Origin of the sequence: Neptuniibacter halophilus (assembly GCF_030295765.1) — a bacterium.
Classification (GTDB): domain Bacteria; phylum Pseudomonadota; class Gammaproteobacteria; order Pseudomonadales; family Balneatricaceae; genus Neptuniibacter; species Neptuniibacter halophilus.
On sequence record NZ_AP027292.1, the window covers coordinates 3,019,885 to 3,042,506 of the forward strand.

At 52.9% G+C, this 22,622-nt stretch carries 21 protein-coding genes; 13 read left to right on the forward strand and 8 right to left on the reverse strand.

The window, feature by feature from the left end:
• Positions 1–6: 6 nt before the first annotated feature.
• On the forward strand, positions 7–657 hold the full coding sequence (locus tag QUD59_RS14100) for a glutathione S-transferase family protein (RefSeq protein WP_286237751.1): 651 nt from the start codon (positions 7–9) through the stop codon (positions 655–657).
• A gap of 64 nt (positions 658–721) precedes the next feature.
• On the opposite strand, the gene QUD59_RS14105 is transcribed toward QUD59_RS14100, so the two are convergent.
• The 4 genes from QUD59_RS14105 to QUD59_RS14120 all read right to left on the reverse strand — a co-directional run bounded on the left by QUD59_RS14105 (position 722) and on the right by QUD59_RS14120 (position 4,892).
• Positions 722–1,492 (reverse strand): amino acid ABC transporter ATP-binding protein, encoded by a 771-nt coding sequence (locus tag QUD59_RS14105; RefSeq protein WP_286237752.1) that lies wholly within the window; start codon positions 1,490–1,492, stop codon positions 722–724.
• A 12-nt stretch (positions 1,493–1,504) separates the two neighbouring features.
• The gene (locus QUD59_RS14110; protein ID WP_286237753.1) at positions 1,505–2,605 is read right to left on the reverse strand and encodes an amino acid ABC transporter permease; all 1,101 of its coding nucleotides are present in this window, start codon (positions 2,603–2,605) and stop codon (positions 1,505–1,507) included.
• A gap of 15 nt (positions 2,606–2,620) precedes the next feature.
• Positions 2,621–3,802 (reverse strand): amino acid ABC transporter permease, encoded by a 1,182-nt coding sequence (locus QUD59_RS14115; protein WP_286237754.1) that lies wholly within the window; start codon positions 3,800–3,802, stop codon positions 2,621–2,623.
• 76 nt (positions 3,803–3,878) lie between these two features.
• Positions 3,879–4,892: an amino acid ABC transporter substrate-binding protein gene (locus tag QUD59_RS14120; RefSeq protein ID WP_286237755.1), complete on the reverse strand. Its 1,014-nt coding sequence runs from the start codon at positions 4,890–4,892 to the stop codon at positions 3,879–3,881.
• Between the two features lie 477 nt (positions 4,893–5,369).
• On the opposite strand from QUD59_RS14120, the gene speE reads away from it, so the two are divergent.
• The 4 genes from speE to phaR all read left to right on the forward strand — a co-directional run bounded on the left by speE (position 5,370) and on the right by phaR (position 8,358).
• Complete coding sequence (gene speE / locus QUD59_RS14125) at positions 5,370–6,224, forward strand: polyamine aminopropyltransferase (RefSeq protein ID WP_286237756.1); 855 nt, start codon at positions 5,370–5,372, stop codon at positions 6,222–6,224.
• 95 nt (positions 6,225–6,319) lie between these two features.
• Positions 6,320–7,492 carry an MFS transporter gene (locus QUD59_RS14130; RefSeq protein WP_286237757.1) on the forward strand — a complete coding sequence of 391 codons (1,173 nt, stop codon included), beginning with the start codon at positions 6,320–6,322 and terminating at the stop codon, positions 7,490–7,492.
• Positions 7,493–7,565: 73 nt separating this feature from the next.
• Complete coding sequence (locus tag QUD59_RS14135) at positions 7,566–7,829, forward strand: DUF6489 family protein (RefSeq protein WP_286237759.1); 264 nt, start codon at positions 7,566–7,568, stop codon at positions 7,827–7,829.
• Positions 7,830–7,884: 55 nt separating this feature from the next.
• Positions 7,885–8,358 (forward strand): polyhydroxyalkanoate synthesis repressor PhaR, encoded by a 474-nt coding sequence (gene phaR / locus QUD59_RS14140; protein ID WP_286237760.1) that lies wholly within the window; start codon positions 7,885–7,887, stop codon positions 8,356–8,358.
• Between the two features lie 105 nt (positions 8,359–8,463).
• On the opposite strand, the gene QUD59_RS14145 is transcribed toward phaR, so the two are convergent.
• From QUD59_RS14145 to QUD59_RS14155, 3 genes are all read right to left on the reverse strand, one after another.
• Positions 8,464–9,285, reverse strand: a complete 822-nt coding sequence (locus tag QUD59_RS14145) for a helix-turn-helix domain-containing protein (protein WP_286237761.1) — start codon at positions 9,283–9,285, stop codon at positions 8,464–8,466.
• Positions 9,286–9,456: 171 nt separating this feature from the next.
• On the reverse strand, positions 9,457–10,839 hold the full coding sequence (locus QUD59_RS14150; protein ID WP_286237762.1) for an aspartate aminotransferase family protein: 1,383 nt from the start codon (positions 10,837–10,839) through the stop codon (positions 9,457–9,459).
• 239 nt (positions 10,840–11,078) lie between these two features.
• On the reverse strand, positions 11,079–11,795 hold the full coding sequence (locus QUD59_RS14155; protein WP_286237763.1) for a GntR family transcriptional regulator: 717 nt from the start codon (positions 11,793–11,795) through the stop codon (positions 11,079–11,081).
• 280 nt (positions 11,796–12,075) lie between these two features.
• Between QUD59_RS14155 and QUD59_RS14160 the strand changes: the two genes are divergently transcribed.
• The 7 genes from QUD59_RS14160 to QUD59_RS14190 all read left to right on the forward strand — a co-directional run bounded on the left by QUD59_RS14160 (position 12,076) and on the right by QUD59_RS14190 (position 20,860).
• Positions 12,076–13,413 carry a glutamine synthetase family protein gene (locus tag QUD59_RS14160; protein WP_286237766.1) on the forward strand — a complete coding sequence of 446 codons (1,338 nt, stop codon included), beginning with the start codon at positions 12,076–12,078 and terminating at the stop codon, positions 13,411–13,413.
• A 317-nt stretch (positions 13,414–13,730) separates the two neighbouring features.
• A complete protein-coding gene (locus QUD59_RS14165) occupies positions 13,731–14,825 on the forward strand; it encodes a polyamine ABC transporter substrate-binding protein (RefSeq protein WP_286237768.1) in 1,095 nt (364 codons plus the stop codon).
• Between the two features lie 185 nt (positions 14,826–15,010).
• Positions 15,011–16,174 (forward strand): ABC transporter ATP-binding protein, encoded by a 1,164-nt coding sequence (locus QUD59_RS14170; RefSeq protein ID WP_286237769.1) that lies wholly within the window; start codon positions 15,011–15,013, stop codon positions 16,172–16,174.
• Positions 16,171–17,124: an ABC transporter permease subunit gene (locus tag QUD59_RS14175; RefSeq protein ID WP_286237771.1), complete on the forward strand. Its 954-nt coding sequence runs from the start codon at positions 16,171–16,173 to the stop codon at positions 17,122–17,124. The genes QUD59_RS14170 and QUD59_RS14175 overlap by 4 nt, the downstream gene beginning before the upstream one ends.
• Before the next feature lie 2 nt (positions 17,125–17,126).
• Positions 17,127–17,942 carry an ABC transporter permease subunit gene (locus tag QUD59_RS14180; RefSeq protein ID WP_286237772.1) on the forward strand — a complete coding sequence of 272 codons (816 nt, stop codon included), beginning with the start codon at positions 17,127–17,129 and terminating at the stop codon, positions 17,940–17,942.
• An 87-nt stretch (positions 17,943–18,029) separates the two neighbouring features.
• Positions 18,030–18,749, forward strand: coding sequence for a glutamine amidotransferase-related protein (locus QUD59_RS14185; RefSeq protein WP_286237773.1), 720 nt, complete (start codon positions 18,030–18,032; stop codon positions 18,747–18,749).
• 131 nt (positions 18,750–18,880) lie between these two features.
• Complete coding sequence (locus QUD59_RS14190; RefSeq protein WP_286237774.1) at positions 18,881–20,860, forward strand: methyl-accepting chemotaxis protein; 1,980 nt, start codon at positions 18,881–18,883, stop codon at positions 20,858–20,860.
• Between the two features lie 186 nt (positions 20,861–21,046).
• Here QUD59_RS14190 and thpR read toward each other — a convergent pair whose 3' ends face one another.
• Entirely contained in the window at positions 21,047–21,568 is a 522-nt protein-coding gene (thpR, locus tag QUD59_RS14195) for an RNA 2',3'-cyclic phosphodiesterase (protein WP_286237775.1), read from the reverse strand.
• A 93-nt stretch (positions 21,569–21,661) separates the two neighbouring features.
• Between thpR and QUD59_RS14200 the strand changes: the two genes are divergently transcribed.
• Entirely contained in the window at positions 21,662–22,621 is a 960-nt protein-coding gene (locus tag QUD59_RS14200) for a tRNA dihydrouridine synthase (RefSeq protein WP_286237776.1), read from the forward strand.
• Position 22,622: the final 1 nt, after the last annotated feature.

Here is a 22,622-nt window from a genome sequence, read left to right on the forward strand (position 1 = left end):
ACGGCAATGGAACTGATTATCGGCAATAAAAATTACTCATCCTGGTCACTGCGTGCCTGGTTGTGTCTGGCAGCGTTCGAGGTGCCTTTCAGGGAGACAAAACTGAATCTGTTTACGCCTGAGTTTTATACCCGGCTTGAGGCGCACACCCCGGCGGCGAAAGTACCGGTACTGATCGACAATGGAGTAACTGTGTGGGACTCACTGGCGATCTGTGAGTATCTGAATGAAACCTGTCTTCAGGGGCGGGGCTGGCCTGAAGACCCCTCTGAGCGTGCCAGAGCCCGCTCTGTGGCTGCGGAGATGCATTCAGGTTATGCGGCGCTGCGTAATGAGATGCCGATGAACTGCCGCGCAAAACGCCGGGTTGACCTCAGCGAAGCTGCACTACGGGATGTGGCTGCCATCGATCAGCTCTGGTGCGATCTGCTGCAGCGGGATAGCGGGGCACCCTGGTTATTCGGTGAATTCAGCATTGCAGATATATTCTTTGCGCCTGTGGCACTGCGGTTTGAAACCTATGCTCCGGAACTGTCAGCCCCCGCCGCAGCCTATATGCAGCGGCTGCTGGCCCTGCCGGCGATGCAGCAGTGGGTTGAGGATGCATTGCAGGAAGAGGAGTGGGTTGAAGAGGATGAAGCGGGTCAGCCGCTGTAAATAAAAAACCGCTACCTGTGATGCAGGCAGCGGTTTTGTTTCGCTGGAAGGTCGAACCAGTAGATCAGTGATCCAGAATCTGGCTCAGGAACAACTGCAGACGGTCGGTCTGCGGATTATTGAAGATCTCATCCGGCGTGTTCTGTTCGACAATCTCACCGGCATCCATAAAGATAACCCGGTCTGCGACCTTCTTCGCAAAACCCATCTCGTGGGTTACACAAAGCATGGTCATCCCTTCTTCCGCCAGCTCGATCATGACATCGAGTACTTCTTTGATCATCTCCGGGTCGAGTGCTGAGGTCGGCTCGTCGAACAGCATGATTTCGGGGTTCATACACAGCGAGCGGGCGATCGCCACACGCTGCTGCTGACCACCGGAGAGCTGCCCCGGGAACTTATTCGCCTGATCCGGAATTTTAACCCGCTCCAGATATTTCATTGCGGTGGCTTCCGCTTCCTTCTTCGGCTTTTTCTGTACCCAGATCGGGCCGAGGGTCAGGTTTTCCAGAATGGTCAGGTGCGGAAACAGGTTGAAGTGCTGGAATACCATACCCACCTCGCGGCGGATCGCTTCGATATTCTTCACATCTTCAATCATCTCCACGCCGTTCACCGTCAGTGAGCCGCGCTGGAACTCTTCGAGACGGTTGATGCAGCGGGTCATGGTTGATTTACCTGAACCGGATGGGCCGCAGATAACGATCCGCTCACCTTTTTTAACCTGCAGGTTGATATCTTTCAGTACGTGGAACTCGCCATACCATTTGTTGAGATCCTTGATGACGATAATGTCTTCATTATTTTCGATGCGATTTTCTTGTTCTGTACTCACAAGGATTTCCTCTTAATTCCTATGGCTGGTATCAAGCTTGCGTTCGATGGAGGCGCTGATACGTGACATGCTGTAACAACAGATCCAGAAGATGATGGCGACAAAGAGGTAGCCCTCGGTCGAATGTCCACCCAGCCAGTTAGAGTTGGTCAGGGCGGTCTGGGTTGTACTCAGTACCTCGAAGATACCGATGATCAGCAAGAACGTCGTGTTCTTAAACAGCATGACAAAGGTTGCCAGAATATTTGGCATAGAGATCTTAATAACCTGCGGCAGGATAATCAGCAGGGTTTTCTGCCAGTAGCTCAGGCCGAGGGAGTCGGCTGCTTCATACTGGCCTTTAGGCACTGCCTGGAATCCGCCACGGAACACTTCGGCCATGTAGCCCGCCATGAACAGGGTCAGCACGATCCAGACACGAAGCAGCTTATCGACGTTAGTCCCTTCCGGGAAGAACAGTGGCAGCATAACCGAACCCATAAAGAACAGGGCCAGTACCGGAACGCCACGGAAAAACTCGATCAGGATTACGCTGACACTGCGGATAAATGGCATATCCGAACGACGCCCCAGCGCCCAGAGGAAGCTCAGCGGGAAGGCGATGATGATACTGGCAGCCGCCAGCAGCACGTTCAGGGAGAACCCGCCCCAGTAGTCAGTAGAGACATATTCCAGACCGATCCAGCTTCCATCCAGAATCAGGATGGAAACGAAAGGCAGCAGCAGGAAAGCCGGAATAGAGATCTTGCCGCGCAGCTCTTTCGACAGAAGCTGTGATGATGCGATGACCGCGATCAGTGCAATCAGGCAGAGGTTGATGCGCCAGAGCTCTTCAGCGGGATAGCTGCCGTAGAAGAACTGTTTTGACCAGGCAATAACAAACACCCAGCAGGCGCCATCTTTGGTGCAGGCATCCTGAGTGGTGCCCGACCAGTTAGCGGAAAACAGCAGCCAGTCAAACAGAGGCGGCAGAACAGTCACCAGCAGCGCCAGAATAATCAGTGTGGCGGCACTGTTGATGATTGAAGAGAAGAAGTTCTCTTTGATCCAGTGAATCGGGCCGACGGTGTCCTGAGGTGCGGGTTGTGATGGTAAAGGTTTAAACTCACGCATAATGATTCAGCCCCCTTAGCGTTCGGTCAGAGAAACGCTTTCGTTGAAGCGGTTCATCAGGAACGAAATCGTCATGTTGATAACAAAGTAAACCGCCATGGTCATAAACACGATCTCAATCGCCTGACCGGTCTGGTTCAGGGTGGTACCGACAAATACGGTAAAAAGATCGGGGTAACCGATGGCTGTTGCCAGCGTCGAGTTTTTAACCAGACTCTGGTATTCACTGTTAAGCAGAGGCACGATCACCCGCATCGCCTGAGGAACAATGATCAGTTTCATGATCTTGCTCTCTTTCAGGCCGAGGCTGCGTGCGGCTTCGGTCTGGCCATGGGGAACTGCCTGAATGCCGGCACGTACCGCCTCGGCGATAAAGGCACCGGTATACACCGTCAGCGCGATTGTCAGCGCCATCAGTTCAGGAATGACCGTGATACCACCACGGAAGTTGAAGCCTTTCAGTGCCGGGAAGTCCCAGACAAAAGGGAACCCTGCAACTATCAGTGCCAGTAGCGGCAAGCCAAACAACAGGCCGAGGCTGGTCAGGAAAACCGGAAACTGCTGCCCGGTGTCGTCCTGGCGCTTCTTGGCCCAGCGTTTGAGGAAAAATATGGCAGCGATGGCAGCCGCGATAGCGCCATACACGAGACCCGAACCCGGCTCACCTATCAGTCCGGGGAAATAGAGTCCGCGAACGTTGAGAAATATCGCTTCACCTATGCTCAGGCTCTGGCGGGCGCTGGGGAGCGCAGCCAGTACCGCAAAGTACCAGAAGAAAACCTGCAGCAGCAGAGGAATATTTCGAAAGGTTTCTACATAGGCCGTAGCCAGTTTGCGGATCAGCAGGTTGTGGGAGAAATGGGCAACGCCCATGATAAAGCCCACAAGAGTCGACAGCACAATACCGATGGCCGAGACCAGCAGGGTATTAAGCAGGCCAACGACAAAGGTTTTGCCGTAGGTGTGAGTCGCATCGTAGTCGATCAGCGACATCAGAATATCAAACCCGGCGGTGGTGGAGAGGAAACCATAACCACTCTGTATACCGCGGGCTTCCAGGTTGGCCATGGTATTGCTGACAATACCGTAGAAAAAATAGGCCAGACCCACAAACAGCAGTATCTGATAGATAATCGAGCGGTTACGCGGATTGTTGAAGAACGAAGGTGACGATTTCACCGGTGTCTGTTCAGTCATAATTACGCACTTAACTTCAGAAGGTTACCGACAATAACAACAGAGGGACATGAAATGTCCCTCTGTGGTGTCTTCTTTAGCGTACTGGGTTTGAGTACATAATCCCGCCCTTGTTCCACTGGGCGTTCAGACCACGGGCAATGTTCAGCGGAGAGCCGGAGCCAACGTTGCGCTCGAAGCTTTCACCGTAGTTACCCACCTGCTTAACGATGTTGTAGGCCCAGTCATTGCTGATGCCCATTTTCTCGCCGGAATCAGTATCCACGCCCATCAGACGTTTCTGTTCAGGCTTACCTTCAGATTTAGCTTTGTCAGCGTTGGCGCTGTCGATGCCAAGGAATTCAGCTTCAACCATCGCTGCCAGCGACCACTTAACAATGTTGAACCAGGCATCGTCACCCTGACGTACAACCGGGCCCAGTGGCTCTTTGGAGATCACTTCAGGCAGTACCATAGCGCCGGAAGGATCCTGCAGACCAATGCGCAGCGCGTAGAGCTGAGACTGGTCAGAGGTCAACACGTCACAACGACCGCTGTCGAAACCGGCACGGGTCTGGTCAGACGTATCGAAAGTAACTGCCTTGTAGGTAATACCGTTTGCACGGAAATAATCTGCCAGGTTCAGCTCGGTGGTGGTACCTGCCTGGATACAGACCGCAGCGCCGTCCAGTTCCAGTGCGCTGGTAACGCCCAGGTTTTTAGAAACCATGAAACCCTGACCGTCGTAATAGTTCACGCCCGCAAAGTTCAGACCCAGAGACGTATCGCGGGTATGAGTCCAGGTCGTGTTACGCGAAAGAATATCGATTTCACCGGACTGCAGCGCGGTAAAACGCTCTTTCGCGGTCAGCGGCTTGTACTGCACTTTGCTGGCATCGCCAAACACGGCTGCTGCAACTGCACGGCATACGTCTACATCGAGACCGCTCCACTGGCCATTTTCATCCTTCTGGGAAAAACCCGCCAGACCCGTACTCACACCACAGGAAACACTGCCCCGCGCCTGTACGTCTTCCAGTGTGGCAGCCTGGACACCGAATGCCATACCAAGAGCCAAACCTGTAGCGATTACTGAGGTAAGTCTTTTCATTCTATCTCTCCGTTTTTTTAGGCGATGTTGCCAAAAGCTCTGTTGTTATTTTTTTTAAATAATATAGCGAACAGAATTAATAAAATAACGCTTACTAAGAAACCTAGCAGAATATATACCAACCCGCCGGTCAAATTAGACTTTAGTATTAGTTTTGCTCTAGGCCTTTAGTTATAGGGGGTGTGGCGTATTACGCATGTTTCTAATATGCACAACGCCTGCCTGCATTTGGTGCCCGGCGCACCAAAATGAGCAATTAACTTATTGGCCTGAATGAAAATGTTAGTACATTTGAGTGAAAATGTTACCTCGGGTGGAGCAGATAAAATTGTCTTAACTGCTTTGTTTTTAACCGGTTTAGGGGTATAAATGCGCGCCGGTCAGACCTGTTCGCGGGAGGGCCGATGAATAACCTTTTTATAAATCCGATCTGGTCTATGCTGATTTCCACAGGCCACCGGAGTTGAGAGAAAACTGATGACAAATACTTACAAAGAAACCCTGCACAAGGGCTATGGTCAGGCTTTTGATGTTGAGGAAGTGTTGTTTGAGCAGCAGACCGATTCCTGGCATCTGATTATTTTCCGCAACCCGGTGTATGGCACGGTAATGGCGTTGGACGGCATTATCCAGACAACCGAACGTGACGAGTTTGTTTACCATGAAATGCTGACCCACGTACCGATTCTGGCCCACGGCAATGCTAAGCGTGTCCTGATTATCGGCGGCGGTGATGGCGGGATCCTGCGTGAAGTCTGCCGGCATCAGTCTGTTGAGCATGTCACTCAGGTTGAGATCGATCAGGCTGTGATCGATATGTGTAAAGAGTACCTGCCGAAGCATTCTGCGGGCGCTTTTGATGATCCGCGTGCAAACATCGTGATTGCTGACGGAGTCGAGTACGTTAATCAGACTGACGAGAAATTTGATGTCATTATCTCTGACTGCACCGATCCGGTGGGGCCGGGTGAGGTGCTGTTTTCCAGCCGTTTCTATGAAGGTTGTAAAGGCCTGCTGAACGAAGGCGGTATATTCGTTGCCCAGAACGGCGTACCGTTCCTGCAGCAGGATGAGGTGATTACGACCCGTCGTCGTCTGAGCCCTTACTTTGCTGACCAGAGCTTCTATGTGGCTGCGGTACCAACCTATATCGGCGGGGTCATGACACTGGCCTGGGGGTCTGATAATCCGGCCCTGCGTCAGCTTGATCTGGCTGAGCTGGAGAAGCGTTACGCGGCCAGCGGTATCAAGACCCGTTACTATAACCCGCAGAGTCATCTGGGCTGTTTCGGTCTGCCTCAGTACCTGCTGGATGCACTGGAACAGGCCTGATATTCAGGCAAGACCCGTGGCCGGTTCAGGGATGCCTGAACCGGCCTTTTTATTTCTGTTAACCTTGGTGGTCTGAGTAACTGGTTAAGATATTTATGACGCAACAAGGCAACTACCTTCGCCTGTCGGGATTTTATTTTTTCTATTTTGCCCTGCTGGGTGCGCTGGTTCCTTACTGGAGCCTTTACCTGACCTCCTTCGGATTTACCGCCCAGACCATCGGCAGCCTGATGGCGATGCTACATGTGTCGCGAATTGTAGCGCCTAATCTCTGGGGCTGGCTTGCTGACCGCAGTGGCCGACGGGTACAGATTGTCCGCTTTGGCGCACTGATGACCTGTATTCTGTTTCTGGCTATTTTCTTTCAGGAAGGGGCCCTTGGCATCGGTCTGGTGATGCTGGGTTTCAGCTTTTTCTGGAACGCTGTGTTACCGCAGTTTGAAGTGATAACCCTGAATCAGCTCGGACAGGAAAAATCCCGTTACAGTCAGATTCGTCTCTGGGGATCGATCGGTTTTATTATTACCGTGTCCGGGATAGGCGCCTTGCTGGATCTGATCAGTATACGCTGGCTGCCCTGGCTGATGCTGGGGCTGATGTTGCTGATCTGGTTGAACACCCTGTTGATACCGGAGGAAGATCCGGTACCGGTTGATCCGCAACAGAGGGGGGCGGGGCAGGGGTTTTCAGAGTTATTGCTGCGGCCTCAGGTACTGGCTTTTTTCATCATCTGCTTCCTGGTTCAGTTTGGGCATGGCGCTTATTACACCTTCTACTCGGTTCTGATGGTTGAGGTGGGGTTCACCCGGGCGGAGGTGGGAATGCTCTGGGCGATCGGCGTGGTTGCCGAAGTGATCGTGTTTATCTTTATGCACCGGCTGCAACAGCGCTGGGGACTTCGCCGGATTATGCTGATCAGCCTGTTGCTCTGTGTGATCCGCTGGCTGCTGATCGGTTTTTTGCCTCAGCAGTTACCGCTGATGCTGCTGGCGCAGACCTTTCATGCCGCCACCTTTGGTTGCCTGCATGCGGTGGGTATCGCACTGGTTCATCACTATTTTACCTCGCGTACACAAGGGCAGGGCCAGGCGCTGTTTTCCAGTTTCGGATTTGGGCTCGGCGGTGCATCCGGGGCCTATGTCAGCGGTGTGCTGTGGGGCAGCTTCGGTGCCGGTGTTACTTTCGGCGTGTCGGCACTGGCCAGTTCTGTCGCGATTGTGTTGGCACTGATATGGATTTATCCGGAAAAAGTGCAGCAAAACAATTGATTTGATTATTTTGCACTGCCGTAGTTTTGCTATAGGATTAGAATACTATTCGGCCTGGTAAAGGAGTCAGGGTGTGAAGTTCAAAATCGATATTGATATGTCCCCGGAAGAACTGCGAAAGGTGCTGGGTTTGCCAGATGTGCAGAAATTTCAGCAGGATATGATGGACAAGATTACTGAACAGATGGAAGCCGGAGTGGATGGCTATGACCCTCTGACTCTCTTCAAGCCCTACCTGACCAGCGGTTTAGGTTCTATGGAAGCGCTGCAAAAATTGATGATGGGGATCATGACCTCAGGTCTGGGCGGTTCCGGTTCTGATAATAAAAAAGACTGATCCAGGCAACGTGATCAGAGATACCCAAGGGAATGTTACAAGAGAGATTAGTGCATTGCGTATTTTAAGAAAGTATACAAACCGCCGTTTGTACGACACCTCACGCAGTTGCTACGTCACACTGGATGACGTCAAACAACTGGTACTGAATGGTGAAGCCTTTAAGGTTGAAGATTCTAAAACGGGCAATGATCTGACCCGGAATATCCTGCTGCAGATTATCAGTGAGCAGGAAGCGCAAGGGCACGGTACCCTGCTGACTAATCAGGTGCTGCAACAGTTGATTCGTTTCTACGGAGACAGCATGCAGGGAATGATGAGCCAGTACCTTGAGCAGAGTATAGCGTCATTCCTGGAGCACCAGGACCGTATCCGTGAGCAGATGCAGACCATGATGGGCGCGGCGAATCCGCTGACCATGATGAACCGCATTGCCGACCGCAATATGCAGATGTGGGGCATGTTCCAGGCGGGTGAGCAGGACGCACCGCCGACCCAGAACGAAGAGCCGGAAGATAAACCTAAGTAATGTTCCGGCCTTGCAGGGACAGCTTCCCTGCATAGCACGCCACAAAAAATACCCGCTATAGATGCGGGTATTTTTTTATCTGTCAGGTAGCCGCGCTGACGTTATTCAGGCGGATGCCGCAGCCGCTTCCAGTTCGTTGAGGTGAGCGAGGAACAGGGTGAAGATCTCCGACTGCGTGGAGGTGTTAAGCCGGGTATGAATGTTTTTGCGATGGACCTTGACCGTGCCCAGGCTGATATTCAGCATGCTGGCAATCGCCTTTGAGGAGTGTCCCTGCAGGATCAGGCCGGAAATTTCCTGCTCCCGCCGGGTCAGCACGCCGCTGCCAAAGGTGTTCAGGGCCTGTTTCATGGCGCTGTCGGATTTCTCGTACTTAACGTATTCCTGAGACTGCGACAGCCAGAACTGACGGACCAGCGCGTTGATCACCGGGTAGGCTTCCTGCAGGCGATGCAGTTCAGCCCGGGTAATGGTGCCGAGATTAGTTTTACGACCCAGAGAGATCGAGCAGTTGACGCCCTGATTAAGTTCAATGATCAGGTTGATCTCGTCGACCAGATCAAAGTTTTTGTAGCAGTTCTGATAATACTCCGAGGTTTCAAACGAGTCGGGGGCTATTTCGACCAGACGGCTGACCTGCGGTGTGTTGCCCGCCTGAATACTGTTAAACAGCGGGTCGAGTACATAAGCTTTGCTCAGGTAGTTACGCAGTGTCGGGCTTTGCTCAGCCGGATCGCTGGGGTGAAGAATGATCGGCCTGAGGGATTTTTTGAAAGTCACCATCAGGATGGTGTCGAAATGGCAGAGGGTCGAGAGGTAGTCTTCCAGTGCCTTCGGAAAGCTGCGCAGGCGAGTATGGTCAATCAAAGACGCCAGGTGTTTGTAACAATCGGCTGAATTGCGTTCCTGGTGGTGTCGTTGAATCATAGATGCCCCTTAACCTGACTCGATATGCTGGTTCGTGATTAAGTGAAATTATCCGGTATGCTTTTTAGTTTAGCCAGAACAAAAAAAACGGCGGTGTTGCCACCGCCAGTAAAAGAGAGCTTCAAGTCAGATCGGTCAACGTAACTGGCAGGAAGCTCTGTACAGTAGCCGTTAAGAAACGGACTCCAGAGTGAGATCAAAACAGTGACGTGCTTTTTCGCACAGCTCGTCAACTTCATCGCGGCTGATCACCAGTGGTGGTGACAGCACCATACGGCTGCCAACTGCACGCATGATCAGGCCGTTGCTGAAGCAGTGGTCACGGCAGATCAGGCCGATATCGATATCATCGCCAAACAGCTCTTTGGTTTCTTTGTCTTTAACCAGAGCGATACCTGCGACCAGACCGACGCCTTCAATGTGTCCAACCAGTGGGTGGTCGGCCAGCGCTTCGCGCAGTTTCTGCTGGAAGTAAGGGCCGATGTCGTCAGCCACATACTCAACGATCTTTTCTTCCTTCATCAGGCGGATGTTGGCAATTGCAACCGCTGCGGACACCGGGTGACCGGAGTACGTAAAGCCGTGGTTGAAATCATCATCATGCTCGATCAGTGCGTTGGCGATACGTCCGCCAACGGCGACAGCAGCGATTGGCAGGTAGCCGGAAGACAGGCCCTTCGCCATGGAGATAATGTCCGGCGTGATGCCCAGCGTTTCGCTGCCAAACCAGCTACCGGTACGGCCGAAGCCACAGATCACTTCGTCGGCTGCCAGCAGAATGTCATATTTTTTACAGATCTTCTGGATTTCCGCCCAGTAGTTAGCAGGCGGAACGATAACACCGCCAGCACCCTGAATCGGCTCGCCAACGAAGGCTGCCACGTTATCGGGGCCGACTTCCAGAATCTTCTCTTCCAGTGCTTTAGCGCAGGCAATACCGAACTCTTCTTCGCTCATGTCGCCGGCTTCGCCGTACCAGTATGGCTGACGGATACGTTCGATATTTGGTACCAGCGGTGCGCCCTGTTTGTGCATACCGGTCATGCCGCCCAGGCTGGTGCCACCTACAGTACTGCCGTGGTAAGCGTTTTCACGGCTGATCAGGATGTTGCGGTAAGGCTTGCCTTTAATGGCCCAGTACTGGCGAACCAGACGAATAATGGTGTCGATCGCCTCTGAACCGGAGTTAGCAAAGAAGATGTGGTTCAGGTCACCCGGCGTCACACTGGCAATCTCTTTCGCCAGTTCTGCTGCAGGTGTATGTGTAGTCTGGAAGAACGTGTTGTAGTAAGCCAGCTCATTCATCTGCTGAGTTGCTGCTTCAACCAGTTCTTTTCGACCGTAGCCCATGTTAACGCACCACAGACCAGCCATACCGTCGAGGATTTTATTGCCTTCACTGTCCCACAGATAGACGCCTTCGCCGCGTGTAATAACACGGGCACCTTTTTTATTCAGCGCGCCGGTATTGGTAAACGGGTGCAGATGATGTTCAGCATCGAGCGCCTGAATTTCGGCAGTGCTGACAGCGGAGGTGTTTTTATCGTCTAGCATCTCTTTCTCCCAACAAGGCTTAGCAGTGAACTGAAAGCCTGACTCTTGGCAAAGTTGATTTTATTTTGTGATCAAATTATTGCCCGGTGAAAGGGCGTTCACTCGATCTGTTGATTGGATTTTGTGATCACAAAACTTAAAAGTCAACATAAATTATTCAGATGAATTTGCAAAAAAGATAAAAAAACGGCACCTGAAAAGTGCCGTTCAGAAGAAAAAACAGGGCTGAAACAGTGTCGTCAGCGGCTGCTGCCGGTCGCCTGCTGGATGAAGTTATGCAGCAGTTCAGGGGTGCCTGCAAAGGCGATACCTTCACGAATATCCGCACTGATCGCGAGTTGCAGAGCGAACGCATCACGCTTTTCAATGGCGCTCATCGCTTCATTATGACGGTCTACCAGATAGTGTTCTTCGAGCTTACTGGAGGCCAGGCGCATAAAGGGGCCCAGTTGTAACCAGAGGCTTTCTATCAGGGGGAGTGTGACCTGATGCGGGTTGGCGGTGTACAGGGCACGGTGGAAATTCTGGTTCAGTATATTCACCTGTTCGAGGTTCTCTTCGGCCTGGGCCTGATCAATCAGATAGTCCAGATCACGCAGCTCCTGGAGGCGTTTGCTGTCTATATAGGGGAGTGCCCGGGCCGCTGCATGGGGTTCGATCGCAATGCGCGCTTCGCAGAGTTCATTGAACTTCATGGCGGTCATCTGCGGCACCATGACCCGGCGATTGCCCTGAATTTCCAGTGCATTTTCGGCGGCCAGTTGGCGCAGGGCTTCGCGTACCGGCATCGGGCTCACATCAAGAATGCCGGCCAGTTCGCGGATCGTCAGTGCCCGGCCAGGGAGTATCTGGCCGTTCATCACCGCGTTGCGCAGGGTCTGATATACCCACTGGGTGATAGTTACAGCGTCATCACGCTCAGTTAAGGTAATTTCTATGGGAGATTTCTTGTCCATGTGCATATTGGCCTGGAAAATTTCTTCTATTCTAATGCGATCACGAATTTGGGTGAAAGCCTTTTGCTATTAAAAGGGTTCTTGACCAAAAAATCAAAATGTGATCACATTAATTAAAAGTTTGTGATCACATTTGCCGGATTTGCTCTATTCTAATACAGAGTGATGAAGCAGATTCGCTGAATGGACACGGTTATTCGCTGCACCTACGGAGCTGTGTTCGGAAACAGCCCGGTCACTAACCGGGCGACCACGCATCTTTGTGCGAGAGAGAATGTATATGTCTTCTAATAACGATAAAGAGTTTGATCTGTTCATAACCGACCTGAACGGTAATCTGCGCGGTAAGCGGATGCCAGCTTCTGCTGCCAGTAAGGTCATGGAAGAGGGCGTTAAGCTGCCCCGTTCGGTCATCGGTTTTGATTTCTGGGGTGATGATGTGCTGGATAACGGTCTGGTGTTCGAGACCGGTGACAGCGATGGTATCTGTATGCCGGTACATGATGCACCTGTACCGGTACCTTGGGCAGAATCTCCACGTAACCAGATTCTGGCTACTATGTTCAACCCGGATGGTACTCCGTTCAGCGCTGACCCGCGTCAGGCTCTGAATGCGGTGGTAGACCGCTTCAAAAAACTGGGTCTGACTCCGGTGGTTGCGACTGAACTTGAATTCTATCTGATGGATGGTAAGTCCGAAGAGACTCAGCGTCCTCAGCCACCGGTTCTGGTGGAAGGTCACGGCCGTCGTCTGGCTGAAACTGATTGCTACTCCATCGATGAGATGGATGGTCTCTCCTCTTTCTTTGCTGAAGTTCGTGATGTGTGTGAGCAGCAGGGCGTTCCGGCTGACACGATCATCTCTGAGCTGGGCCCGGGTCAGTTCGAAATTAACCTTAATCACGTACCTAACCCGATGCAGGCGGGTGATCAGGCAATTATGTTTAAGCGTCTGGTTCGTGGCATTGCGCGTAAGCATGGTTACTCCGCTACCTTTATGGCTAAACCCTACGCGAACAAGAGCGGTAACGGTTTCCACGTGCACTTCAGTCTGATCGACGAAGCCGGTAACAATGTATTCGACAACGGCGGTGATGAGGGTACTGATGTGCTCAAGCATGCGGTGGCCGGTCTGATGAATACCATGGCCGACAGCATGCTGGCGTTTGCGCCGCACATGAACTCCTACCGCCGCTTTATGGTGGGAGCGCATGCGCCAACGTGCGCTAGCTGGGGTTATGAGAACCGTACCGTAGCCATCCGTATTCCGGAAAGCCCGCCGGTAGCCCGTCGTATTGAGCATCGAGTATCCGGTGCAGATGCCAACCCGTATCTGGTGCTGGCAACCGTGCTCGCCGGCGCACTGTACGGTATTGAGAATAAACTGATGCCGCCTGCGCCAATTGATGGTGATGCTTACGCTGAAGAGAATCAGGATCTGGTTCTGCCGAATAAGTGGGATGATGCAACCGATATCTTCAGCCGCAGTGATGTACTGCGGGAGTATCTGGGTGAGGAGTTTGTCCGGGTATACACCGCAGCCAAACGTCAGGAACAGCGAAAACTTCACGCACAGATTTCTGACATTGAATACGAGTCTTACCTCGGATTCCTATGATGAATTGCCCCGGCGGGAGCGGAAAATCTGCTCCTCCCGGGGCAAAATACCCTTTGGGGGGTATATAGATGGCGCAGTGGGTCACGTAAATTTTAAGACAACGTAACAATTGCGTCAGGAGAAGCTCGAAGAAGCTTCCCAAACTAGGCCAAAGCGCCAGTGCCTTAAGCCGAAATGCTGAGGGGCTGGGCTGGATAATAAAAAAAACAAAGAGTTTCTGTAGAGTGACTGCCAGACCGATCAGGTTGATAGCGCTGTCAGAAATGCTGAATGACAAGTGTTTTTTAACACCTGCCGTGCCTAAATGGAGAATGTATATGCACCACACTAAACTTGGCTTGGCCGTTGCGCTGAGTGCTGCTATTTCTACTTCTGCGATCGCAGAAGATAAAGTGCTGAACGTCTACAACTGGTCCGATTACGTTGACCCGGCCATTATCACCGCCTTCGAAGAGAAGACGGGTATCAAAGTAAACTACGATGTTTATGATTCCAACGAGGTACTGGAAGCCAAGCTGATGTCCGGCGGCAGCGGCTACGACATTGTTGTACCGACCGGTGCTTTCCTGGAACGTCAGGTTCAGGCGGGTATCTATGCTGAAATCGATCGTTCCAAGCTGACCAACTACGGTAATCTGGACACTGTTCTGACGGATAAGATTGCCCGTCACGATCCGGATAACAAACACAATGTACCCTGGGCATGGGGCACCATTGGTCTGGGTTACAACGAAGCGATGGTTAAAGAGCGTCTGGGTGAAAATGCTCAGCTCGATTCTCTGGATATGATCTTCAAACCCGAAGTGGCTGCGAAACTGGCAGATTGCGGTATCGGCCTGCTGGACTCTCCGGCGGAAGTGATCTCCGTTGCTCTGAACTACCTGGGTCTGGATCCTAACTCTGAAAACAAGGGTGATCTGAAAAAGGCTAAGGAACTGCTGGATTCTGTACGTCCAAGCATCAAATACTTCAACTCCAGTAAATACATTGCCGATCTGGCCAGCGGTGAGATCTGTGTAGCACTGGGTTATAACGGTGACGTGCTGCAGTCTCAGAGCCGTGCGGATGAAAACAACCTGGGCCAGACGATCGGCTACAGCATCCCAAAAGAGGGCACAATGGTCTGGTTTGACCTGATGGCGATCCCTGCTGATGCACCGCACCCGGAAGCAGCCCATAAGTTTATTGACCACATGCTCGAAGCCGAAAGTGGCGCGGGTATTGCTAACTACGTTTACTACGCCGTGGCTAACAAAGCGGCTGAACCACTGCTGGATAAGGAAGTGTCTGGCAATCCGGGTATTTACCCATCTGAAGAGGTTAAAGCTAACCTGTTCACACAGAACGCGCATACCGCTAAGTTCGACCGTGCTCTGACACGTGCCTGGACCAGCGTGAAAACAGGACGTTGATAATGCCGGGGGAAGCAACGCTTCCCCCAACTGCCTCTGGCGAGTTACTAACTAAGTGTTCTGTTTGAAGAATGTTTACTTAGTGACTTCCAACCGGGGAATGATGCTGCTCATCAGGGTTCTATGTTGTAACTCAGCAGATAACACCTATTCCCCTTGATAATAATAAGTAACCGAGGTTTGTTATGACTTCCTCTCAGCCGATCGATACGCAGAACTCTACAGCAGCGAGCAAAACGCCTCTGTGGAAACAGGCTGGCGCCGAGCCATTCCTGAAAATTGAAAACGTCACCAAAAAATTTGGTGAGTTTACTGCCGTCGACAATATCTCTCTGGATATCTACAAGAACGAGCTGTTCTGTCTTCTGGGTGGTTCCGGTTCCGGGAAAAGTACCCTGCTGCGAATGCTGGCAGGTTTTGAGTCGCCGACCAGCGGCCGGATTCTGATCGATGGCGTTGACATGGCGGGTATTCAGCCATGGAAACGTCCGGTCAACATGATGTTCCAGTCTTACGCGCTGTTTCCTCATCTGACGGTAGAGGACAACGTGGCATTTGGCCTGAAGCGTGAAGGTGTCAGCCGTAACGAAGTGAAACAGCGTGTCGCGCAGATGCTGGATATGGTTCAGCTCGGCCACCTCGGCAAGCGTAAGCCGCATCAGTTGTCCGGTGGTCAGCGTCAGCGTGTTGCCCTGGCCCGTTCACTGGTGAAACGCCCGAAATTGCTGCTGCTGGATGAGCCGCTGGGTGCACTGGATAAAAAACTGCGTGAAGAGACCCAGTTTGAGCTGATCAATATTCAGGAAGAGCTCGGCGTTACCTTCGTTGTGGTAACGCATGATCAGGAAGAGGCGATGACACTGGCCAGCCGTATCGGTGTTATGAACCACGGTGTCATTGTGCAGACCGACGAACCGCACGATGTATACGAATATCCAAACAGCAAATTTGTCGCGGAGTTTATCGGTTCGGTTAACCTGTTCGAAGGCAAGGTGGTTGAAGACCAGCCATCGTTTGTACGTATCGAATCGGCTGAAGCCGGTGCCACTCTGTTTGTTAACCACGGTATCAGTTGTGCACCGGAGCAGATTGTGCACGTTGCGCTGCGTCCTGAGAAGATCAAGATCAGCCACGATAAACCGGAAGGTCATGTGAACTGCATTCAGGGTGAAATCGAAGAGATCGCCTACATGGGCAGCCTGTCGGTATACCGGGTACGTCTGCCAAGCGGCAAGGAAGTACGGGTTACGCAGCCTAACTTCAATCGCCACATGGGCGAGCGTTTCACCTGGCACGATAAAGTGTTCCTCTCCTGGGATGAAGACAGCAGCGTGGTACTGACATCATGAGTACTTCAACCGGATCAGCGTGGATTAATGGTCCTTCGTCACGAATGACCAAATATAACTTCCTCAGCCGTATTAACTGGGGACGTCTTGCGGTAGTCGCTGTGCCTGCACTCTGGCTGGCGATCTTCTTCTTTATCCCGTTTCTGGTGGTATTCAAGATCTCGCTGTCTGAAACCGCCATTGCCATCCCTCCTTATACCTCGATTGTGGAGTGGGATCTGGAAGAAGCCTATCTGGCGTTAAAACTGAATCTGGGTAACTACCTGTTCCTGATTGAGGATGCGTTCTATCTGGATGCTTACCTCAGCTCGATCAAGATTGCTGCGATCTCCACCTTCTTTACACTGCTGGTGGCTTTCCCGATCGCTTACATGATTGCCCGCAGTGAAGGTGGCAAACGTGCACTGTTGCTGGCGTTGGTGATTCTGCCGTTCTGGACCTCTTTTCTGCTGCGTGTTTACGCCTGGATGGGTTTCCTGAAAAAGAACGGTATTGTGAATGAGTTTCTGCTCTCCATCGGTCTGATCGATCAGCCGCTGGTAATGTTGCAGACGGATTTCGCGGTCTATCTGGGTATCGTTTATACCTATCTGCCGTTTATGGTGCTGCCGCTATACAGCGCGCTGGAGAAAATGGATATGACGCTGCTTGAAGCGGCTGAAGATCTGGGCGCACGTCCGGTCACCAGCTTCTTCCTGGTAACGCTGCCGATGGCGATTCCGGGCGTTATTGCCGGCTGTCTGCTGGTATTTATTCCGGCGGTAGGTGAGTTTGTCATTCCGGCATTGCTGGGTGGTTCCGATACGCTGATGATAGGTCGGGTATTGTGGGACGAGTTCTTCCTTAACCGTGACTGGCCGATGGCATCCGCCGTGGCAATTGTCATGCTGGTGGTGTTGGTGTTGCCGATCATGCTGATCCGCAACGGTCAGGGTAAAGAGGAGGCCTAGTCATGAAACGCAGATCTTTATTTCTTAACTTTTCGGCGGGTTTTGGTTTTCTGTTCCTGTACGCGCCAATCATTGCCCTGATTGTTTACAGCTTTAACAAATCCAAGCTGGTAACGGTGTGGGGTGGCTGGTCACTGAAATGGTACGGTGAACTGTTCCGGAACGAACAGATTATCGATGCGGCATTGCTCAGTCTGAAAATCGCCTTTATCAGTGCCACGGCTGCCGTGGTGCTGGGCACCATGGCCGGGTTTGTCCTGAGCCGTTTCGGACCGTTCCGCGGCAAGATGATTCTGTCTGGCTGGATCACTGCCCCTCTGGTCATGCCAGAGGTCATCACAGGTCTTTCTCTGTTGCTGCTGTTTGTTGCGATGGAAGGGCTGTTTGGATGGCCGTCAGGTCGTGGTACCGGCACTATCATTATTGCCCATGTCACCTTCTGTATGGCGTACGTTGCGGTGATTGTGCAGTCCCGGCTGGCATCGATGGATGAAACTCTCGAAGAAGCAGCGATGGATCTGGGCGCCAAGCCAAGCTCTCTGTTCTTTCTGGTAACGTTGCCGCTGATTGCTCCGGCGATTATCTCCGGCTGGCTGCTGTCGTTCACCTTGTCTCTGGATGATCTGGTTATTGCCAGCTTCGTATCCGGACCGGGTAACAGCACACTGCCAATGGTGATCTTCTCCAAAGTACGTCTGGGTGTAACCCCGGAAGTGAACGCGCTGGCTACGATCATGATTGCGATTGTCGCACTGGGTGTTATTGCCGCGATGTTCCAGATGCGCCGTCAGGCACGTCTGCTGGCCAAGCCGGAGTAATTCCGGCCTGGATCAACTTTAAAACAGGGCGCTGTGCCTGCACCCTCAGCGCCCTGAGTTCTATGTCATAAGCTACAGGTATAAGTAATGAAAATTGGTATCCTCGCGACCGGAATCACCCCGGATGAGTTACTGAATGAATATGGCTCCTACGCGGATATGTTTGTTCAGCTATTTGATCAGGCTCAGCGTAAGTTTGAATATGAAGTTTTTGACGTTCGCGAAGGAGAATTCCCGGGCGGTGCAGAACAGTGCGATGGCTGGATCATCACCGGTTCCAAGTTCAACGTGTATCAGAACCTGCCGTGGATGCAGCAGCTTAAGCAGTTGATTCTGGAAATCCATGCGGCGAATAAGCCGATGATCGGTATCTGTTTTGGCCACCAGATTATTGCCGAGGCGTTTGGCGGTAAAGTTGATAAATATCCGGGTGGCTGGGGTGTAGGTCTGCACAGCTATGAACTGCGCGGTGCAACCCAGTTTATTAAAGCGGCACCGACCTCTTTCACCATCAGTGCGATGCATCAGGATCAGGTACTTAATAAGCCTGATAATGCTCAGGTCTTCGCCTGCTCTGACTTCTGTCAGTATGCCGGTCTGATCTACGATGATCGTATTATCACCTTCCAGGCACATCCTGAATTTAACGTCTCCTATGAAGAGGCGCTGGTGGATCTGCGTAAAGGCGCAGTGATTCCAACCGACACTGCAGAGCAGGGCCTGACAACTCTGCGCAGTGACAATGCGGCAACCGACTCCGTTGCGGTGGCTCACTGGATGGCGGACTTCCTCGAGGCTCGCGCCTGATTCCGATTGTAATGCGGCTACCCACGGGTAGCCGTTTTTGTTTCCTCAATGCCACGCAGATAGGGTGGCCGGAGCTCCTCGATTATAGCTGGAGCAGGCGCCTGCAGGTGGTTGCTGTGCAGGGGTAACCCATGAATATTTCTGTATCCCAGCGGATCATACTGACCATTTCAGTAACGCTGTGCCTTTTTCTGGTGACCGCAGCGGTTGCCTACTTCAGCTTTAACGCTGTCAGCCGTCAGGTGTCGACGGTGACCAATGAAAGCTCTCCCCGGGTCAGCCTCAGCGCCAGTTTGCGCGCTAATCTGGCCGATACCAAATACATTCTCCTCGAATACATCAGTGGCAGAGCCGATGAAGACAGCGCGGCCGTTAATCAGCGTCTGGAACAACTGCAGCAAGCCTTTACCACTGACTTTAATCAGTTAAACAATATCGGTGCTGAGGGTGATAGTCTGGATCAGATCCGCCAGCTTACGGATGTGATTTTTGCGCTGGCCGGGCAGATTGTCAGTGAAAAGTCCCGCTACCTTCAGGAGCAGGCATATATAGCAGAGCAGGCCGAGGAGTTTAAATACCTCAGCAGCGAGATCGGTTATACCCTTGAGGATCTGCTGCTGGATGAATACCGCTTTGAGTTTTTGCAGTTAGCCCGTCCCCTGCGTGATGATATCTCCTATCTGGTGAGTAAGGTGAATACGTTGTTGCAGGAAACAGCGCCTTCAAAGGTGTCGGCACTCAATGCGGATGTAGAGAAATATCTGGCCCGGATTGATGCCAAGCTGCAACAGCTCAAAACGCTGGAAGCTGAAGCCTACGAATCGGTTATTGAGATCTGGCAGCCTTATACCGCACAGCTCAAAGGGGAGGATATGACGCTGAGTTCCCACTTGCAGTCGCTGGAAGCGGAGCAGCGTTCGGCTCAGTTGCTGGAACAGATCGAGCAGCGGGTCGGCCACAATGCTGAACTGATCGCAGAGTTTATTCGCGCAGCGCAGGCGCAGGCCGTTGCAGTGGAGCAGGCCACTTCAGATACCATCAACCGGGGTAAGCTGCTGATTGCGCTGGGGACGCTGGCTGCGGCATTAATCTCCGGATTGTTCGGTTACCGGCTGGTGGTGCATCTGCGTGGTTCCCTGCACCGGGTTGTTCAGGGGATGGGACAGATCGCGTCCGGTGATCTCTCTTCTCAGGTCGAAGTGCTCGGCAAAGATGAACTCTCTGCTCTGGCGGAGAGTACCAACAGTCTCTCCGCTCAGTTACGTCAGTTGGTGGAACAGATTCTGAACACCGTCTCGCAGGTTCAGGATACCGCCCGGGTCAGCAGTGATATCAGCGGCGAAACCCTGAAAGGTGTGGAGCAGCAGAGCCTGCTCAGTGCACGACTGGCGGCAACCGCTACCGAGATGGAAGCCAGCGCATCAGAAGTCGCCCATCATGCCGACCAGACCTTGAGCGATGCTCAGCAGGCTGAACAGCAGCTCAATGCCAGCAGTGAACAACTGGTGCAGAACAGTCAGGGGATCAACGTGCTGGCACAGGAAGTGAATGATGCCATGGAAGGGGTTAACAAGCTGAAAGAGCACAGTGATTCGATCAGTCAGGTGATCAATGTGATCCGCGACATCGCCGAGCAAACCAATCTGTTGGCGTTGAATGCGGCGATCGAGGCCGCTCGGGCCGGCGAAACGGGCCGGGGGTTCTCGGTTGTGGCTGATGAGGTTCGCTCACTGGCAACCCGGACTCAGGGTTCAATCAGTGCTATTGAGTCCATGGTTCAGAACCTGCAGCAGGGCGCTGAAAGTGCTGCCCAGACCATGTCCAGTTGTTCGGGCCGGGCGATGCAAAGCAGTCAGCAACTGGAGGCGTGCACCCGTAACCTGACACAGGTGGTCGCGGCCGTGCAGCGGATGCGTGAAATGAGCTCTCAGGTGGCCAATGCGACCGATGAACAGAGCTCCACCGTTGCTGAAATCAGCCAGAGCCTGACAGAAATAAACCTCATCATGTCCAGCACCACCGAGGGGGCAGAGCGCTCAGCAGGTCAGAGTGAATCGCTGCGCGACCTTTCCGACAACCTCAGTCAGCAGGTGAGCCGGTTCCGGGTTTAGCCTCAAATCAGCAGTTACAGGCCCGCTTTATGCGGGCCTGTTTGTTTTCGGAAAGCTGACCTTTTCGCGGAGGGGACTCCGCTCCTACCTGAGGGGGCGCCTATAGTGGTTTGGCAGATCAGGTTTTTTTCCTTCCGCAGGCGCGCTGTCCTCAGCGCGATAGCACTGGTGAAGGGGCGATCTGATTCAGTCCGGCCAGAATTCGGCTTCGGTCTCATAGCAGGCCCCTTCCGGTCGTAAGAGGCTGCTTTTTAACTGGTAACTGTCCACCTCCATCCGGCTGCGGAAGCCCAGTGCCTGTGTACTGATCTGAGTCAGTAGTTCAGGGCTGAGCCGATGACAACGGCCGAGGGTGATATGAGGGATATATTTACGCTGTTCCAGTTTCAGCCCCTGTTTTCTCAGGGCGTGGCTTAATGAAGCCTGCAGCCGCATGAGCGCCGGTTCCTGTTTTACCCCCAGCCAGACTACGCCGGAGCGGAAGTGGCCGCAGCCGGAAAACGCCAGTGCAAAGGGTTGAAAGGGGATCTCTGCTGCGGTTTCGATGATCTCATCCAGCCGTTGTTCGGGCTGTTCGCCGAGAAACGCCAGCGTCAGGTGAAGCTGAGCGGGTGGCGTCCAGCGGACCTGCTGCAGTTGCGGCAGGTAGAGGGTTTCTATCTCATCCTGAACACGCTCAATCAGGTTGATGGCAAAAAACAGTCGCATCCGTGTAATCCCTTCTCAGCCTTTTTTCTGAGCTGCAGTATAATGGCGGCCACTGATGACCCCTGCCATTAATCAAGTATAAGGCTTAGCTTCTTGAAGATCATTTTAGCGCCCATGGAGGGCGTGGTTGACTATACCATGCGCGATCTGTTGACCCGGGTGGGCGGGATTGACGCTTGTGTTACCGAGTTTCTGCGGGTCAGTGACCGGGTCCTGCCGGCCAAGGTGTTTCGCCGTCTCTGCCCGGAGCTGCACAATGGTGGTCGCACCCCAGCGGGGGTGCCGGTCATATTGCAACTGCTTGGCAGTGATCCCTCGGTGCTCGCGGGTAACGCACGCAAGGGGGCTAAACTCGGTGCGCCGGGTATCGATCTCAACTTTGGCTGTCCGGCGAAAACCGTGAACAAGAGCAAAGGCGGTGCGGTGCTGCTGGACACCCCGGAACTGATTCATCAGATTGTCGCTGCGGTTCGTGAGGCGGTACCGGCTGAGATTCCGGTGACTGCAAAAATGCGTCTGGGGAATAAAGACAAGAGTCTGGCACTGGAGAACGCTCATGCCATTGCTGAGGCGGGGGCCGACGGACTGGCGGTGCATGCCCGTACCAAGCTGGAGGGGTACCGGCCACCGGCACACTGGGAATGGATCAGACGCATCCGTGATGCGGTTAACATGCCGGTGATCGCCAACGGTGAGGTCTGGAACTGGCATGATTACCAGAAATGTCGCGAAGTCAGTGGCTGCGACGATGTGATGATCGGTCGGGGCCTGATCGCCCGTCCGGATCTGGGCAGGGCCATTAAACAGCAGCAGATGGGTGACCCTGTTGAGGGATATCACTGGGATCAGGTCAGTGCGCTGGTGGAAACTTACCTGAATCGTATCGAGCAGGATATTGCCCCGCGCTATGTTCATGGCCGGATCAAACAGTGGTTACAGCAATTGCAACGAACTTATCCTGAGGCAGCTCATCTGTTCCATCAGGTGAAGACCCTGAAAGACCCCGAAGCTCTGCGTCAGGCGATGGCCGTGGCATTACCTCCGACCTCCTGAC

Bases quoted from the DNA above. Each gene is read 5' to 3' on its own strand.
- QUD59_RS14100 (WP_286237751.1), top strand. From the start codon at position 7: ATGGAACTGATTATCGGCAATAAAAATTACTCATCCTGGTCACTGCGT.
- QUD59_RS14110 (WP_286237753.1), bottom strand. From the start codon at position 2,605: ATGCGTGAGTTTAAACCTTTACCATCACAACCCGCACCTCAGGACACC.
- QUD59_RS14115 (WP_286237754.1), bottom strand. From the start codon at position 3,802: ATGACTGAACAGACACCGGTGAAATCGTCACCTTCGTTCTTCAACAAT.
- QUD59_RS14120 (WP_286237755.1), bottom strand. From the start codon at position 4,892: ATGAAAAGACTTACCTCAGTAATCGCTACAGGTTTGGCTCTTGGTATG.
- speE (WP_286237756.1), top strand. From the start codon at position 5,370: ATGACAAATACTTACAAAGAAACCCTGCACAAGGGCTATGGTCAGGCT.
- QUD59_RS14130 (WP_286237757.1), top strand. From the start codon at position 6,320: ATGACGCAACAAGGCAACTACCTTCGCCTGTCGGGATTTTATTTTTTC.
- QUD59_RS14145 (WP_286237761.1), bottom strand. From the start codon at position 9,285: ATGATTCAACGACACCACCAGGAACGCAATTCAGCCGATTGTTACAAA.
- QUD59_RS14150 (WP_286237762.1), bottom strand. From the start codon at position 10,839: ATGCTAGACGATAAAAACACCTCCGCTGTCAGCACTGCCGAAATTCAG.
- QUD59_RS14155 (WP_286237763.1), bottom strand. From the start codon at position 11,795: ATGGACAAGAAATCTCCCATAGAAATTACCTTAACTGAGCGTGATGAC.
- QUD59_RS14160 (WP_286237766.1), top strand. From the start codon at position 12,076: ATGTCTTCTAATAACGATAAAGAGTTTGATCTGTTCATAACCGACCTG.
- QUD59_RS14165 (WP_286237768.1), top strand. From the start codon at position 13,731: ATGCACCACACTAAACTTGGCTTGGCCGTTGCGCTGAGTGCTGCTATT.
- QUD59_RS14170 (WP_286237769.1), top strand. From the start codon at position 15,011: ATGACTTCCTCTCAGCCGATCGATACGCAGAACTCTACAGCAGCGAGC.
- QUD59_RS14175 (WP_286237771.1), top strand. From the start codon at position 16,171: ATGAGTACTTCAACCGGATCAGCGTGGATTAATGGTCCTTCGTCACGA.
- QUD59_RS14180 (WP_286237772.1), top strand. From the start codon at position 17,127: ATGAAACGCAGATCTTTATTTCTTAACTTTTCGGCGGGTTTTGGTTTT.
- QUD59_RS14185 (WP_286237773.1), top strand. From the start codon at position 18,030: ATGAAAATTGGTATCCTCGCGACCGGAATCACCCCGGATGAGTTACTG.
- QUD59_RS14190 (WP_286237774.1), top strand. From the start codon at position 18,881: ATGAATATTTCTGTATCCCAGCGGATCATACTGACCATTTCAGTAACG.
- thpR (WP_286237775.1), bottom strand. From the start codon at position 21,568: ATGCGACTGTTTTTTGCCATCAACCTGATTGAGCGTGTTCAGGATGAG.